Source organism: Corallococcus carmarthensis, from assembly GCF_003611695.1.
Taxonomy (GTDB): domain Bacteria; phylum Myxococcota; class Myxococcia; order Myxococcales; family Myxococcaceae; genus Corallococcus; species Corallococcus carmarthensis.
On the sequence record NZ_RAWE01000089.1, the window covers coordinates 21,395 to 35,215 of the forward strand.

Consider the following 13,821-nt stretch of genomic DNA (forward strand, 5'->3'; position numbering starts at 1 on the left):
TCCACCCAGCCCCTCGGGGTGGGCGACCGCTCCCTCCGTTCCTAACGTTGACAGGCCAACGCGACCAGGCGGCCGCCATCTGCAATCCACCAGACCCGCACATTGCCGCCTGGAGCCACTGACTCAGAGTCCTATAAGGGGCCGCCAGCCGATATGACCGAACGACTCGGAAGCGTGTTCATCGAGAACGTCCAGCCGGAGCTGGACGCGGGGCGCTACGCCATCAAGCGCGTCGCTGGGGAGAGCCTCACCGTCCGGGCGGACATCTTCAAGGAAGGCCATGACGTCCTCGTGGCCATCGCCCGCTGGCGGCAGGTCACCCCCGCCGCGCAGAAGACAGACTGGGCGGAAGTCCCTCTCACCTTCAAGAACAACGACGCCTGGGAAGGCTCCATCCCCCTGGCGAACAACGGCCGCTACGAATTCACGATTGAAGCCTGGCCGGATCTCTTCCGCACCTGGGCGCATGAATTGAAGCGCAAGGTGGACGCCGGCCGCGACGTGAAGAGCGAGCTGCTGGAAGGCGCCGCGCTGCTGGAAGGCGCCGCCGCGCGCGCGAAGGGCAAGTCCGCGGAAGACCACCGGGTGCTCGCCGAGGCCGGGGCCCGCTTGCGAACTCCCCCTTCGCCGGACCATCTCCTCGCCGCGCTTTCCCCCGAGCTGGCGGACGCGGCATCACGCCATCCGGACCGCGCGCTTGCTTGCAAGTACGACAAGGTGCTGCAGGTGTTCGCGGACCGGGAGAAGGCCCGCAACGCCGCCTGGTACGAATTCTTCCCGCGCTCCGCGAAGCGCGACGGCAAGACGCACGGCACCTTCAAGGACGCGCAGGCCTGGCTGCCCTACGTGCAGAAGCTCGGCTTCGACACCGTCTACCTGCCGCCCATCCACCCCATTGGCCGCACCGCGCGCAAGGGCAAGAACAACAGCCTGCGCGCGCTCCCCGGCGACGTGGGCAGCCCGTGGGCCATTGGCGCCGCGGAGGGCGGTCACAAGGCCGTGCACCCGGAGCTGGGCACGCTCGCGGACTTCCGCGCGTTCACGGACGCGGCGAAGGCGCACGGCATCGAAGTGGCGCTGGACCTGGCCTTCCAGTGCGCACCAGACCACCCGTACGTGAAGGAGCATCCGGAGTGGTTCCAGCACCGCCCGGACGGCACCATCAAGACGGCGGAGAACCCGCCCAAGCGCTACGAGGACATCGTCAACTTCGACTGGATGGGCCCCGCGCGTGACGCCCTCTGGAAGGAATTGAAGTCCGTCGTCCTGCACTGGGTGGACAACGGCGTGCGGACCTTCCGCGTGGACAACCCGCACACCAAGCCCATGCAGTTCTGGCACTGGCTCATCCGGGAGGTGCAGGACCTGCATCCGGACGTGCTCTTCCTGTCGGAAGCCTTCACGCGTCCCAAGGTGATGAAGGCCCTGGCCAAGGTGGGCTTCACCCAGTCGTACACGTACTTCACCTGGCGCCTCTTCAAGGACGAGCTGCGCACGTACCTGGAGGAGATCACCAGCCCGCCCGTGTCGGACTACTTCCGCGGCAACCTCTGGCCCAACACGCCGGACATCCTCCCGGAGAACCTCCAGAACGCGGGCCCTGGCGCCTTCCGCCTGCGCGTGGCGCTGGCCTCCACGCTGTCGTCGGTGTGGGGCATGTACTCCGGCTACGAGCTGTGCGAGGGCCGCCCGGTGCCGGGCAAGGAGGAGTACCTGGACTCGGAGAAGTACCAGCTGGTCGCCTGGGACTGGGACCGGCCGGGCAACATCTCCGAGTGGATCGCGAAGCTCAACGCCGCCCGCAAGGCGCACCCCGCGCTCCAGCAGTACCAGGGCCTGCGCTTCTTCGAGTCCGACAACGACCGCGTCGTCTTCTACGGCAAGCGTTCACCGGACGGCCTCAGCACGGTGCTGGTGGCGGTGAGCCTGGATCCATACGCGCCGCAGGAAGCGCTGCTCCACGTGCCCATGGAGTGGCTGGGCGTCAACGCGGAGGAGACCTATCAGGTGCACGAGCTGATGGCCGACCAGCGCTCGCTGTGGCAGGGCCCGGACGTGCAGGTCCGCCTGACGCCTGAACAGCCCGCGTCCATCTGGGCCGTGTACCGCTACCGCCGCACCGAACACGCGTTCGACTACTTCGAGTGACTCCTTCCGAGAGGCGTATGGACCTGGATCCGCTTTGGTACAAAAAAGCGCTCATCTACGAGCTGCACATCCGCGCATTCCACGACTCCAACGGGGATGGCCACGGGGACATCCCCGGCCTGATTGAGAAGCTGCCGTACCTCCAGGAGCTGGGCGTGGACTGCCTGTGGCTCCTGCCGCACTACCCGTCACCGCTGCGCGACGACGGCTACGACATCGCGGACTACTACGGCATCCACCCGGACTACGGCACGCTGGCGGACTTCCAGAGGCTGGTGGAAGAGGCGCACAAGCGCGGCCTGCGCATCATCATCGAGCTGGTCGTCAACCACACCAGCGACCAGCACCCCTGGTTCCAGGAGGCGCGGCGAGACCCGAAGAGCCCCAAGCGCAACTGGTACGTCTGGAGCGACACGGACGAGGCCTACAAGGGCGCGCGCATCATCTTCACCGACACGGAGCGCTCCAACTGGACGTGGGATCCGGTGGCCAAGCAGTACTTCTGGCACCGCTTCTTCAGCCACCAGCCGGACCTGAACTACGACAACCCCGAAGTGCAGGAAGCCATGCTGGACGTCATGCGCTTCTGGCTCAACATGGGCGTGGACGGGTTCCGCTGCGACGCCGTGCCCTACCTCTTCGAGCGAGAGGGCACCAACTGCGAGAACCTCCCGGAGACGCACGCGTTCCTCAAGCGCCTGCGCAAGACGATCGACTCCGAGTACCAGGGCAAGGTGCTGCTCGCGGAAGCCAACCAGTGGCCCGCCGACGTGCGCGTGTACTTCGGCGAGGGCGACGAGTTCCACATGGGCTTCCACTTCCCGGTGATGCCCCGCCTGTTCATGGCGGTGCGCCGCGAGGACCGCACGCCCATCGTGGAAATCATGCAGCAGACGCCGGACATCCCGGACAACTGCCAGTGGGCCATCTTCCTGCGCAACCATGATGAGCTGACGCTGGAGATGGTGACGGACGAGGACCGGGACTACATGTACCGGGAGTACGCCACCGACCCGCGCATGCGCATCAACCTGGGCATCCGCCGCCGGTTGGCGCCGCTGATGGACAACGGACGGCGCCGCATCGAACTGATGCACAGCCTGCTGTTCACCCTGCCCGGCACGCCGGTCCTCTACTACGGGGACGAAATCGGCATGGGCGACAACATCTACCTGGGCGACCGCAACGGCGTGCGCACGCCCATGCAGTGGACCGGCGACCGCAACGCGGGCTTCAGCCGCGCGGACTACGCGCGCCTCTTCGCACCCGTCATCGCGGATCCCGTCTACGGCTACCAGTCCATCAACGTGGAGGCGCAGGACCGGCAGAAGTCCAGCCTGCTGCAATGGGTGAAGCGGATGATCCGCATCCGCCAGCGCTACCCCGTGTTCGCCATGGGCACCCTGCGCTTCCTCACCACGGAGAACCGCAAGGTGCTGGCCTTCGTGCGCGAATGGGAGGGCCAGACGGTGCTGGTCATCTGCAACCTGTCGCGCTTCGCGCAGCCCGCCGTGCTGGACCTGCGCGAGCTGAGCGGCAGCATCCCCGTGGAGTTGATTGGAGAGACCGCGTTCCCCCGCATCAGCGACCTGCCCTATCAGCTGTCGATGGGGCCCTACATGTTCCTGTGGTTCCGGTTGGACAAGCCGCTGCAGGCGAAGGAGTGACCCGAGTGACCCCCCTGGACCTGACCAAGCTGCCAGACTTCCTCAAGGGCCAACGTTGGTTCGCCGGCAAGGCGTGGCCCATCAAGAGCGTCAGCGTGGCGGACCACGTGATCATGGAGCTGGGCACGTGTTCCTTCACCCTGGCCATCATCGAAGTCGTCTACGAACTGGGCCAGCCGGAGCGCTACCAGCTCCAGGCCCGGCAGACGCCCGAAGGAGTGGTCAGCGCGCTGGAGGATGACGACTGCGTGCGCGCCGTCTTCAACCTGGCGCGCGAGGGCCGGCAGGTGACGTCCGGCTCCGGCCGCGTGGTGGGGGAATGGATCGCCTCCACCGACAGCGGCGTGGCGCTGCCGGAGCCGCTCACCGTGCGCCGGCTCACCGTGGAGCAGAGCAACACGTCGCTGGTGCTGGGCGAGCGGGTCATCGTCAAGGTCATCCGCAAGCTCGAAGCCGGTGTGAACCCCGAGTACGAGGTCGGCCGCTTCCTCGCGACGAAGACGTCCTTCCGCGCGACGCCGCAGTTGATGGGCGCGCTGAACCTGGAGGGCCCGGCGGGCGCGACGCTCGCGCTGGCGCACCGCTTCGTGCCGGACGCCGTGGACGGCTGGAAGTACACGCTGGAGCGGCTGCGTCAGGAGAAGGCGCTGAGCGAGCGCTTCCTCGGGGAGATGCGGGAGCTGGGCGCGCGCCTGGGAGACCTGCACAAGGCCTTCGCCTCCGCGGGACCGGAGGACCTGGCCTTCTCCCCGGAGCCGCTGCTCCAGGAGGACCTGCAGCGCTGGAGCGCGTCCATCGTGGGCGAGCTGGGCGTGACGCTGGCGGACGCCGGGCGGCTGCACGCCGACCTGGAGGGCCGGCGCGACGGGCTCATCGCGTACGCGAAGCGGCTGGCGCAGGTGGCGCCCTCCGGCCAGAAGATCCGCATCCACGGCGACCTGCACCTGGGACAGGTGCTGCGCTCGGAGAACCAGTGGCTGTTCTTCGACTTCGAGGGCGAGCCGTCCCGCTCCTTCACCGCGCGCCGTGAGAAGTACAGCGCGCTGCGCGACGTGGCGGGGATGATCCGTTCGTTCGACTACGCGGAGGCCACCGTGTCGCTGGAGGGCGGCCAGCCGCGCGGGCGCGTGGGCCCCACCCGCGACGCGTTCCTGGAAGGCTACCGCCAGGCGACGCGCGGGGCGGCCTTCCTGCCCGACAATGATGAAGCCTTCAACGTGATGTTGCGCGCCTTCGAGTTGGAGAAGCTGTTGTACGAAGTGCGCTACGAACTCGCCAACCGGCCGGACTGGGTGCGCATCCCCGTCGAGGCCCTGTTGCGGATGGAGGATGCCCAGTGAGGAAGCCGGCGGACAGAGCACAGGTGGACGCGGAGCTGCAACGCGTGGTGGAGCTGCGCCATCCGGAGCCCCACTCCGTGCTGGGCGTCCACCCGGACGGAGACGCGGTGGTGGTGCGCACCTACCGCCCGGAGGCCGTGGCCATCCACGTCCTGCCGGAGTTCGGGGGCAAGGTGCCCATGGTGCACCGCACCGGCGGCGTCTTCGAGGCGCGCATCAACGGCCGCACGGAGCCCTTCAGCTACCTGCTGGAGGTGGAGTACCCGGGCAAGCGGACCTTCACGCTGCGCGACCCGTACAGCTTCCTTCCCACCATTGGTGAGATGGACCTGTACTTCGCCGGCGAGGGCCGCCACGAGCGGCTCTGGGAGCGCATGGGCGCGCACCTCATCCACCACAACGGCGTGAAGGGCACGTCGTTCGCCGTGTGGGCCCCCACCGCCCGGGGCGTGTCCGTGGTGGGGGACTTCAACGGCTGGGACGGGCGCCTGCACGCCATGCGGCGCATGGGGTCCTCCGGCATCTGGGAGCTGTTCATCCCGGAGGTCGGCGAGGGCACCCGCTACAAGTTCGAGATCCGCCCCGGCCACGGCGGCGGTCCGCTGCTCAAGGCGGACCCCTTCGCGTTCCGCACGGAGACGCCGCCCGCCACCGCGTCGGTGGTGCATGACCTGCAGCGCTACGGCTGGGGCGACGGCGCGTGGCTGGAGGCGCGGGAGAAGCACGTGGACGCGGCCCACCACCCGTGGAGCGTCTACGAGGTGCACCTGGGCAGTTGGCGCCGCGTGGTGGAGGACGGCGACCGGCCCATGACGTACCGGGAGCTTGCGCCGGAGCTGTCGCGCTACGCGAAGGAGCTGGGCTTCACGCACGTGGAGCTCCTGCCCGTGGCGGAGCACCCCTACGGCGGCTCCTGGGGCTACCAGGTGGGCGGCTACTACTCGCCCACGTCGCGCTTCGGCCACCCGGACGACTTCCGCTACCTGGTGGACTACCTGCACCAGGAGGGCATTGGCGTCATCGTGGACTGGGTGCCGGGCCACTTCCCGCGCGACAGCCACGCGCTGGGCCAGTTCGACGGCACGTCCCTCTACGAGCACTCGGACCCGCGCCAGGGTTCGCAGCCGGACTGGGGCACGCTCGTCTTCAACTTCGGGCGCAACGAGGTGCGCAACTTCCTCATCGCCAACGCGCTGTTCTGGCTGGAGGAGTACCACGTCGACGGGCTGCGCGTGGACGCGGTGGCCTCCATGCTCTACCTGGACTACAGCCGCAAGCAGGGCGAATGGGTCCCCAACCGCTGGGGCGGCCGCGAGAACGAGGAGGCCATCCAGTTCCTGCGCGAGCTCAACGACACCATCCGCCGCAAGCACCCGGGCGTGGTCGTCATCGCGGAGGAGTCCACCGCGTGGCCCAAGGTGAGCCAGCCCGTCAGCGAGGGCGGCCTGGGCTTCCACTTCAAGTGGAACATGGGCTGGATGCACGACACGCTGTCGTACTTCTCCAAGGACGCTGTCTACCGGCAGTACCACCACAACCAGCTCACCTTCGGCCTGCTGTACGCGTTCAGCGAGCACTTCATGCTGCCGCTCAGCCACGACGAGGTGGTGCACGGCAAGGGCAGCCTCTACACGCGCATGCCGGGCGACGCGTGGCAGAAGCGCGCCAACCTGCGCGCGCTGTTCGCGTGGATGTGGGCCCACCCGGGCAAGAAGCTGCTCTTCATGGGCGGCGAGTTCGGCCAGCCGGCGGAGTGGAACCACGACAAGAGCCTGGACTGGCACCTGCTCCACGACCCGGGCCACAAGGGCATCCAGAAGCTGGTGGGTGACCTGAACCGCATCTACCGCGACCTGCCCGCGCTCTACGACTCCGACAGCGAGCCGGTGGGCTTCCAGTGGCTGCAGCCGGACGCGTCCGCGGCGAACGTGCTGGCCTTCGTGCGCCGCTCGCGCACGCCCGGGCGTCACGTGGTGTGCGTGGCCAACATGTCGCCGGTGCCGCGCGAGGATTATCGCGTGGGCTTCCCGCTGCACGGCCGTTATGTGGAGCTGGTCAACACCGACGCCGGGGAGTACGGCGGCAGCGGCCTGGGCAACCGGGGCCAGGTGCACACGGAGCCCACGGGCTGGGATGGCCAGCCGGCCTCCGCGACGCTCACGCTGCCCCCGCTGTCGGTGGTGTGGTTCACGCCGGGGTAGAAGGCCCCGGCCTCACCGGAAGGACTGAGGCATGGCGGCAGGAGCAGCGGCGAAGCGGAAGCTGGGAACGACGGGCCTGGACGTGTTCCCGCTGTGTCTGGGCGGGAACGTCTTCGGCTGGACGGCGGACGAGGCCACCTCGTTCGCCGTGCTCGATGCCTTCGTCGAAGGCGGCGGCAACTTCGTGGACACCGCGGACGTGTACTCGCGGTGGATCCCCGGCCACGTGGGCGGCGAGTCGGAGACGGTCCTGGGCAGGTGGATCGCCTCGCGCAAGGCGAAGGACCGCCTGGTGGTGGCCACGAAGGTCGGCGCGGAGACGGCGCTGGGCAAGGGCCTCACGCGCGAGCACATCGAGAAGAGCGTGGACGCGTCCCTGCGCCGCCTGGGCGTGGAGCGCATCGACCTGTACTACGCGCACTACGACGACCCGAACACGCCCTTTGAAGAGACGCTCCGCGCCTTCGACGCGCTGGTGAAGGCGGGCAAGGTGAAGGCGCTGGGCCTGAGCAACCACTCGGCGGAGCGCGCGCAGGAAGCGCTGGACACGCAGAAGCGGCTGGGGCTCGCGCGCTACCAGGTGCTCCAACCGGAGTACAACCTGGTGGAGCGCCCGAAGTTCGAAGGGCCGCTGCAGCAGGTGAGTGAGAAGGAAGGGCTCGCGGTGGCGCCCTACTTCGGACTCGCCGCGGGCTTCCTCACCGGAAAGTACCAGGACGGGCAGCCGGCACCGGCCTCGCCGCGCGCGGGCAACGTGCTCAAGAAGTACGGCAACGCGAAGGGCTGGGGCGTCGTCGCAGCGCTGAAGAAGGTGGCGGAGCGCCGGGGTGCCACGCCGTCGCAGGTGGCGCTCGCGTGGCTTGCGACGCGGCCCACGGTGGTGGCGCCCATCGCCAGCGCCACGTCCGTGCCGCAGGTGAAGGAGCTGCTCGGGGCCTTCTCCCTGAAGCTGGAAGCGGACGACCTGCGCGAGCTGGACAGCGCGTCGTCGAAGTAGCGCGGGTCCAACGCGGGACGGGCCCTGGCGCGGAGTGACAGCGCCAGGGGCGCCTAGGTTTCATCCGCGACGAGCACGGTCTTCAGCCGCTCCAGGATGGGCTCCGGCACGTCGGCGAAGGACAGGCCCACCTCGAAGCGGGCGACGGCGTCCTTGGGTAACTTGATGGCCCAGACGATGCGCGCGGTACATTCCACCGAGCTGCCGTCCGGAAGAAACAACTCCAGATCCAGTCGCGAGCCCACGTCCTGGGGATCGTCGGAGTAGATGCGCGCGCCGCCGAGGCTGACGTCGAGCACCTGCTTCTTTTCGCCCACCTTCATTCGCGCGGGGCGCGAATAGAGGGGCGCGTGGATGCGGGGGAATGCGCGGCGATCGATATGAGAGGTCATCTGGAGCGTCACGATCTGCCATCCTAGCGTGCCTGTCACGAAACGGCATATCGCCCTCCCAGGCGAGGAGGCGACCCGTGGGGTCAGCTCGCCTCCTCGTGGGTTCGGGCCAACCCTACCCCGCGGTTCCGCCCAGCCCGTCGAGCTCCGGCGCATCCCGCGCCAGCTCGTCGCAGATGAGCGTCTGGATCCGGAAGGCCAGCCGCGCCTCCTGGACCACCTCCTGGGCCTCGCCCTCCGTCAGCATCACCTCGTCCAACCGGGCCGTCAGCCGGGTCTGGAAGGCGAGCAGCTCCGCGGCGGACACCGCGTTGTAGAAGGCCGTGCCCCGGCCGTTCTCCAGCTCGAACGCGGTGGCGATGAGCTCCGAGCGCTGGGGCGCGGTGAAGAGGTCCTGCACGATGCGCGCGTAGGCATGCGCGATGAGCAGGTGCGGGGCCTCCGCCGCCACCTCGTGGATGCGCTCGGCGTGCAGCCGCGTCTCCGCGCAGGCAAAGGGCTTCGTGCGCGTGTCGCCGCAGAACCAGTCCAGGTCCGCCACCAGCGCGGACGCCCGACGCAGCTCCGGCAGCCGCAGCACCCGCGTCAGCGGACCGTCCTTCAGCCCTGGCAGCACGGACTCCAGCGCCTCGTAGACGACGTGCAGCTGGCGCAGGTGGTTCACGTAGTGGCGTGCCCGCACGAACTGGCCGTAGACACCGCCGTTCCACGAACCGTGGAAGAGCGCCTCCAGGAAGGTGGACTGCTCCGCCTGGCGCCGCGCCATCCCCGTCCCCTCCTCCAGCCGCAACGACAGCCGCTGGGTGGACGGAAGGCCCGCGGAGGCCGTGGGGGCGGAAGGCAGGCGCCGGTCCCTCGCGGAGCGCTCGAAGCCGCCCCAGCGGATCGTGCCCCGGACGCTCACTGCTTCCACCCGCTGGTGGGCGCCCCATGGGCGGCGGGGGCCGGCTCGGACGCCTCGGCCTCGTGCGGCACCTCCAACTGCTGGATGGCCTCCACCAGGGTGTGGCCCAGCGCACGCAGGACGTCCTCCTCCAGGCGAAGGGTCACCGGCCCCACCGCCAGGTGGATGTGCCCACAGCTGCACCGCGTCACTTCGGCGCACGGGCCTCGCGCCAGCACCGCCCTGCAGCATCCCTGACCGAGCATCGCGACCTCCAGATGATTTTGATTATCGAAATCAAAATCATGAAGCCACAACGCCCTTCCGCCGTCAAGCCCGGCCCATGCGGTTCTGATCCGCGGACCACCGGCCAATACCTTGAATACAGACATGAAACATCCAAAACAAAGACAATCAATGCAATCAATTACAATCACATCTCCTTGATTTGTTTCATGTTTCATCCAGAGGCGCTGGCTGGTCTTTTGTTCATGTAGGCACGGGCCTTCGCAGGCATGGCGAAACTGGCTGAAGGTTTGTTCAGGTCGATTCGGGGGTGTTTCAACCCTCGGAAAAATGGCTGAAGGTTTGTTCAGGTTCCGTTCAGTGGATTCTGGTCCGGACATCCCGGAAAGGCGGGGTGAAATCCGGTCGCCTTCCGTTGCGGACTCCGGTTAGGAAAAGCGGACCATGCGGGCCAGGCCCCGGAGGTGACGCAGTGGGCGAGCGGCCTGGGCAGGCCCCACGACATCGTCTTCCACGAGCGCGACGGACAGGTCTGGGTCTTCCTGTCGGAGAAGGACCGCGTCACGCGCTCGCGCTGGACCGCCGGTGAGACGACGCGCGGCACGGTGGAGACGGTGGTGACAGGCCTGCCGGACGCGTCCCTGCCGGAGCTGCACGGCGCCTACGGCCACGAGCTGAAGAACCTCGCGGTGGACTCGCGGCACCGCGTGTACGTGGCCATCGCGTCCACCTGCAACGTGTGCCTGAGCGACACCACCAGCGACCCGCTGCGCGGCGCCATCTACCGGTGGGACTGGAGCGGCGGCTCGCGCGAGCTGTTCGCCCGGGGCCTGCGCAACGCGGAGGGCCTGGCGTGGGAGCCGGGCACCGACACGCTGTGGGTCGCGGTCAACAACCGCGACAACACGCCCTACCCGTTCGACGACGGCACCGGTCAGTACGGCAAGGTGATTCCGGAGTACGTGGACAACCACCCGCCGGAGGCCCTCACCTCCGTGCGCCAGGGCGGCCACTACGGCTGGCCCTTCTGCAACTCCAACCCGGACACGGCCAGCGGCCTGAAGCACATGCCCCTGGACCGCGACTACGACATGAACCGGGACGGCTCCAAGGCGGACTGCGCCGCGTTGGACAAGACGGACCAGGGCATCCAGGCGCACTCGGCGCCGCTGGGCCTGACGTTCTTCGACAACGGGGAGCTCAACCCTGCCTGGAAGCGCGGCGCGCTCGTCGCGTACCACGGCTCGTGGAACCGCACGGAGCGGACCGGCTACAAGGTCACCGTCTTCCCGTGGGACCTGGCCACCCATCAGCCCACGGGCGAGGTGGACGTCGTCACCGGCTTCAAGAACCCGGACCTGAGCGTGTGGGGCCGGCCGGTGGACGTGGCCCTGGCCCCGGGCGGCGGCTTCATCGTCAGCGACGACTTCGCCGGAGCGCTCTACCGCATCGCCGCCACCACCCAGCCGTAGCCCGGCGGCGGGGGCGCCGCGCGGCGAGCGGCGTCAGCGCGCCTCGCCGCGCGCCAGCTTCTCCACGTAGTCCGCGGGCAGCCCGGCGCTCTTCGCACCGCGCACCAGGGCCTCCACGAAGCGCGGGCTCACCGGCCCGTCCGACGACGCGCGGCGTGGGTTGGTCACGAACGCGGTGGCCTCCACCTCCTGGCCGTCCACGCGCACGCGCACCGTGCGCTCCACGCACATGCTGGTGACGAAGCCTTCCTTGTGCTGGACGATGGGCCAGTCCTTGCCGGGGATCTCAAAGAGCCGGCCGTACACCCGCGCGCCCGGCACGTCCGTCAGGCCCGCCACCCGGCCGCCCCACCAGCGCGACGGGAAGTCATAGACGAGGTCCACGTCCAGCGCCTCGGCGAGCCGGCCTTCCGGCAGCTCGAAGAAGCCGTAGCTGTGCTGGTGCTTCCACTCGTCGAAGGCGGCCCGGTCCAGGATGGTCGAGTACGCGAAGTAGCGCCGGGGCGCGTTCGCGTCCGCCTGCTCGCGCGCCTTCATCACCTGGTCGTAGTGCGAATCCATGCGTGTGTCCTCGTGTGCCTACCGCTCGCCCTTGCGTGAGAGCGCGCCGTCGCGGAACGCGCCCAGCACCCCTCCCACGTCCAGGCGGGACGTCTTGATGAACAACCGCAGCGCGCGCTCCACGTGGTCGGCCAGGACGGCCATGCGCTCCAGCCGCCGCAGCTTCTCCTGATGCACGCCGCCGACGCCTTCCGCCAGCCGGCGCGCCTCGGACAGGTCCGCGCGGATGCGGGTGACGAAGGCCGCCTCGCGCTCCTCCACCACGTGCGTCACCATCCGCACCAGGTCCGTCTCCGCCGCGTAGCGCCACACCGTGTCCTGCGGCACGCGCACCCGCTGGACGACGCCCCAGTGCTCCAGGTCGCGCAGCAGCATGGACACGCCGCCCTTGGACAGGTCCAGCTCGCGCTCAATCTCACCGGCGGTCAGCGGCTCACCGCGCAGGTAGAGCAGGCCCCACACCCTGCCCTGGTTGCGCTTGAAGCCCCAGAACTCGATGACGTTGCCCACCGCCTCCACCGCGATGGCTTCCCACGGCGCCAGCCGTCCATGCACTGGCGGTGCGAGGCTCTTCTGGCTCCCGGGATCCCCCCCCGTCCACAGGTAGCCCTTCATGCAGCGCGCCCCTTCACCTGTTGCGCGATGCCTTCCGACAGCCGGTGCGCCCAGCTCATCAACTCCGCGCCCGCGGCGTCGTTGGCGAAGGGCCCCAGCTTGTCGAGCGCCGCTTCGATTTCGACGTTCATCATCTCCATGGACGCCTCCACAGCGCCGGTGGCCTCGATGGCGGCGCCAATCTCCCGGGTGCGCTCCGGGGTGATGACGGAGAACGCCCACGCGTCCTTGAGCTTGCGGCGCAGGGACTCGTCCCGCGACACCGCCAGCAGGATGGGCAGCGACGGCGTGCGCGAGTGCACGTCCGCGTACCGGGGCTTGCCCACGTCCGTGCCCAGGATGTCGCGGATGTCGTCGGCGATCTGGAACGCCACGCCCAGGTGACGGCCGAACGCGTCGAAGCGCGCCACCGCCTCCGGCTGATCCGCCAGCGTCGCGGCCGCCTTGCCGCACCAGCCGAACAGCGAGCCCGTCTTGCCCTCGGCGATGTAGCGCAGCCGCGTGAGCGGCAGGTTCATGTCGCCGCGCGCCTCCACCTCCGCGATGGCCGCACGGGTCATCTCCGTGACGATGGCCAGGCCGCTCTGCACCAGGCGGGCGTCCAGCAGGGACAGCTGCGACAGCGCCGTGGACAGGATGAGGTCGCCGCTCATCACCGCGACGATGTTGCCCCAGCGCGCGTTCACCGTCGGGCGGCCCCGGCGGAACATGCCCGCGTCCACCACGTCGTCATGCAGCAGGCTGGCCGAGTGGATCATCTCCGCGGCCACACCCACATCCACCAACCGGGTGGCCGGCACTCCCACCACGCCCCCGAACAGGCGGACGAGCATGGGGCGCGCCCGCTTGCCCCCGGCACCCAGGCACAGGTGGCGGGCCGCATCCATCAGCGTGTCGCCCTTCACGTCCGGGCCGACGTCGCCATCCGCGAGCAATTCGGTCAGACGCTGCTCCACCTGCCCCAGAAACTCCGTCAGCTCGTGAGCGACATCCATGTGCGCGGTCTCCTTCGGGCGTTCATATAGTTCAAGACCGCGTGAACTGCACCTGAATCCCTCCTGCCCACCAAGCGTGCGGACAGCGGGCTGAAAGCGACGAATAAGGCCGGTTGGTGGACGGCCGGCCATGGCGGACGCTTTGGGGTCCGATTGAGAGGGAATGCGCGGCCATGGGAAACGAATCCCAGTGTCCGCCGCCCTCCGTCGCCGCCTCGTCCAGAGCTTCGCTTCCCTCGCCACCGGCGTCCCCCTCTTCCGCCCTGGCGCCTCGCTGCCCGGCTCGTCCGCGCCCCTGCTGGGG

Annotated in this window: 12 protein-coding genes; 6 read left to right on the forward strand and 6 right to left on the reverse strand. The window is 68.9% G+C overall.

The features are described 5' to 3' along the window. The first annotated feature begins 153 nt into the window (after positions 1 to 153). The 5 genes from D7X32_RS22985 to D7X32_RS23005 are packed head-to-tail and all read left to right on the forward strand — an operon-like array spanning position 154 to position 8,353. Positions 154 to 2,148, forward strand: coding sequence for an alpha-1,4-glucan--maltose-1-phosphate maltosyltransferase (locus D7X32_RS22985; protein WP_120604717.1), 1,995 nt, complete (start codon positions 154 to 156; stop codon positions 2,146 to 2,148). 17 nt (positions 2,149 to 2,165) lie between these two features. Next, positions 2,166 to 3,815, forward strand: coding sequence for a maltose alpha-D-glucosyltransferase (treS, locus tag D7X32_RS22990; RefSeq protein ID WP_120604718.1), 1,650 nt, complete (start codon positions 2,166 to 2,168; stop codon positions 3,813 to 3,815). 5 nt (positions 3,816 to 3,820) lie between these two features. After that, complete coding sequence (locus tag D7X32_RS22995; protein ID WP_120604719.1) at positions 3,821 to 5,155, forward strand: phosphotransferase; 1,335 nt, start codon at positions 3,821 to 3,823, stop codon at positions 5,153 to 5,155. Further along, complete coding sequence (glgB, locus tag D7X32_RS23000) at positions 5,152 to 7,356, forward strand: 1,4-alpha-glucan branching protein GlgB (protein ID WP_120604720.1); 2,205 nt, start codon at positions 5,152 to 5,154, stop codon at positions 7,354 to 7,356. The genes D7X32_RS22995 and glgB overlap by 4 nt, the downstream gene beginning before the upstream one ends. A gap of 31 nt (positions 7,357 to 7,387) precedes the next feature. After that, complete coding sequence (locus D7X32_RS23005; RefSeq protein ID WP_120604721.1) at positions 7,388 to 8,353, forward strand: aldo/keto reductase; 966 nt, start codon at positions 7,388 to 7,390, stop codon at positions 8,351 to 8,353. Between the two features lie 53 nt (positions 8,354 to 8,406). On the opposite strand, the gene D7X32_RS23010 is transcribed toward D7X32_RS23005, so the two are convergent. The 3 genes from D7X32_RS23010 to D7X32_RS23020 all read right to left on the reverse strand — a co-directional run bounded on the left by D7X32_RS23010 (position 8,407) and on the right by D7X32_RS23020 (position 9,894). Further along, positions 8,407 to 8,757 carry a PilZ domain-containing protein gene (locus D7X32_RS23010; RefSeq protein WP_244239143.1) on the reverse strand — a complete coding sequence of 117 codons (351 nt, stop codon included), beginning with the start codon at positions 8,755 to 8,757 and terminating at the stop codon, positions 8,407 to 8,409. 103 nt (positions 8,758 to 8,860) lie between these two features. Further along, complete coding sequence (locus tag D7X32_RS23015; protein WP_120604722.1) at positions 8,861 to 9,649, reverse strand: biliverdin-producing heme oxygenase; 789 nt, start codon at positions 9,647 to 9,649, stop codon at positions 8,861 to 8,863. Further along, positions 9,646 to 9,894, reverse strand: coding sequence for a hypothetical protein (locus tag D7X32_RS23020; RefSeq protein ID WP_171448936.1), 249 nt, complete (start codon positions 9,892 to 9,894; stop codon positions 9,646 to 9,648). Before D7X32_RS23020 ends, D7X32_RS23015 begins: the two co-directional genes overlap by 4 nt. Positions 9,895 to 10,338: 444 nt before the next feature. On the opposite strand from D7X32_RS23020, the gene D7X32_RS23025 reads away from it, so the two are divergent. Beyond that, a complete protein-coding gene (locus D7X32_RS23025; RefSeq protein ID WP_120604723.1) occupies positions 10,339 to 11,346 on the forward strand; it encodes a PQQ-dependent sugar dehydrogenase in 1,008 nt (335 codons plus the stop codon). 33 nt (positions 11,347 to 11,379) lie between these two features. Here the strand turns inward: D7X32_RS23025 and D7X32_RS23030 are convergent, their stop codons facing one another. The 3 genes from D7X32_RS23030 to D7X32_RS23040 are packed head-to-tail and all read right to left on the reverse strand — an operon-like array spanning position 11,380 to position 13,517. Beyond that, entirely contained in the window at positions 11,380 to 11,907 is a 528-nt protein-coding gene (locus D7X32_RS23030) for a gamma-glutamylcyclotransferase family protein (protein WP_120604724.1), read from the reverse strand. 18 nt (positions 11,908 to 11,925) lie between these two features. Next, positions 11,926 to 12,522: a GbsR/MarR family transcriptional regulator gene (locus D7X32_RS23035; RefSeq protein WP_120604725.1), complete on the reverse strand. Its 597-nt coding sequence runs from the start codon at positions 12,520 to 12,522 to the stop codon at positions 11,926 to 11,928. Further along, positions 12,519 to 13,517, reverse strand: coding sequence for a polyprenyl synthetase family protein (locus D7X32_RS23040; RefSeq protein WP_120604726.1), 999 nt, complete (start codon positions 13,515 to 13,517; stop codon positions 12,519 to 12,521). The genes D7X32_RS23035 and D7X32_RS23040 overlap by 4 nt, the downstream gene beginning before the upstream one ends. Between the last annotated feature and the right edge of the window lie 304 nt (positions 13,518 to 13,821).

What these genes read in the sequence shown, in the direction of transcription:
- D7X32_RS22985 (WP_120604717.1), top strand. Translation starts at nt 154, where the DNA reads ATGACCGAACGACTCGGAAGCGTGTTCATCGAGAACGTCCAGCCGGAG.
- treS (WP_120604718.1), top strand. Translation starts at nt 2,166, where the DNA reads ATGGACCTGGATCCGCTTTGGTACAAAAAAGCGCTCATCTACGAGCTG.
- D7X32_RS23005 (WP_120604721.1), top strand. Translation starts at nt 7,388, where the DNA reads ATGGCGGCAGGAGCAGCGGCGAAGCGGAAGCTGGGAACGACGGGCCTG.
- D7X32_RS23020 (WP_171448936.1), bottom strand. Translation starts at nt 9,894, where the DNA reads ATGCTCGGTCAGGGATGCTGCAGGGCGGTGCTGGCGCGAGGCCCGTGC.
- D7X32_RS23030 (WP_120604724.1), bottom strand. Translation starts at nt 11,907, where the DNA reads ATGGATTCGCACTACGACCAGGTGATGAAGGCGCGCGAGCAGGCGGAC.
- D7X32_RS23035 (WP_120604725.1), bottom strand. Translation starts at nt 12,522, where the DNA reads ATGAAGGGCTACCTGTGGACGGGGGGGGATCCCGGGAGCCAGAAGAGC.
- D7X32_RS23040 (WP_120604726.1), bottom strand. Translation starts at nt 13,517, where the DNA reads ATGGATGTCGCTCACGAGCTGACGGAGTTTCTGGGGCAGGTGGAGCAG.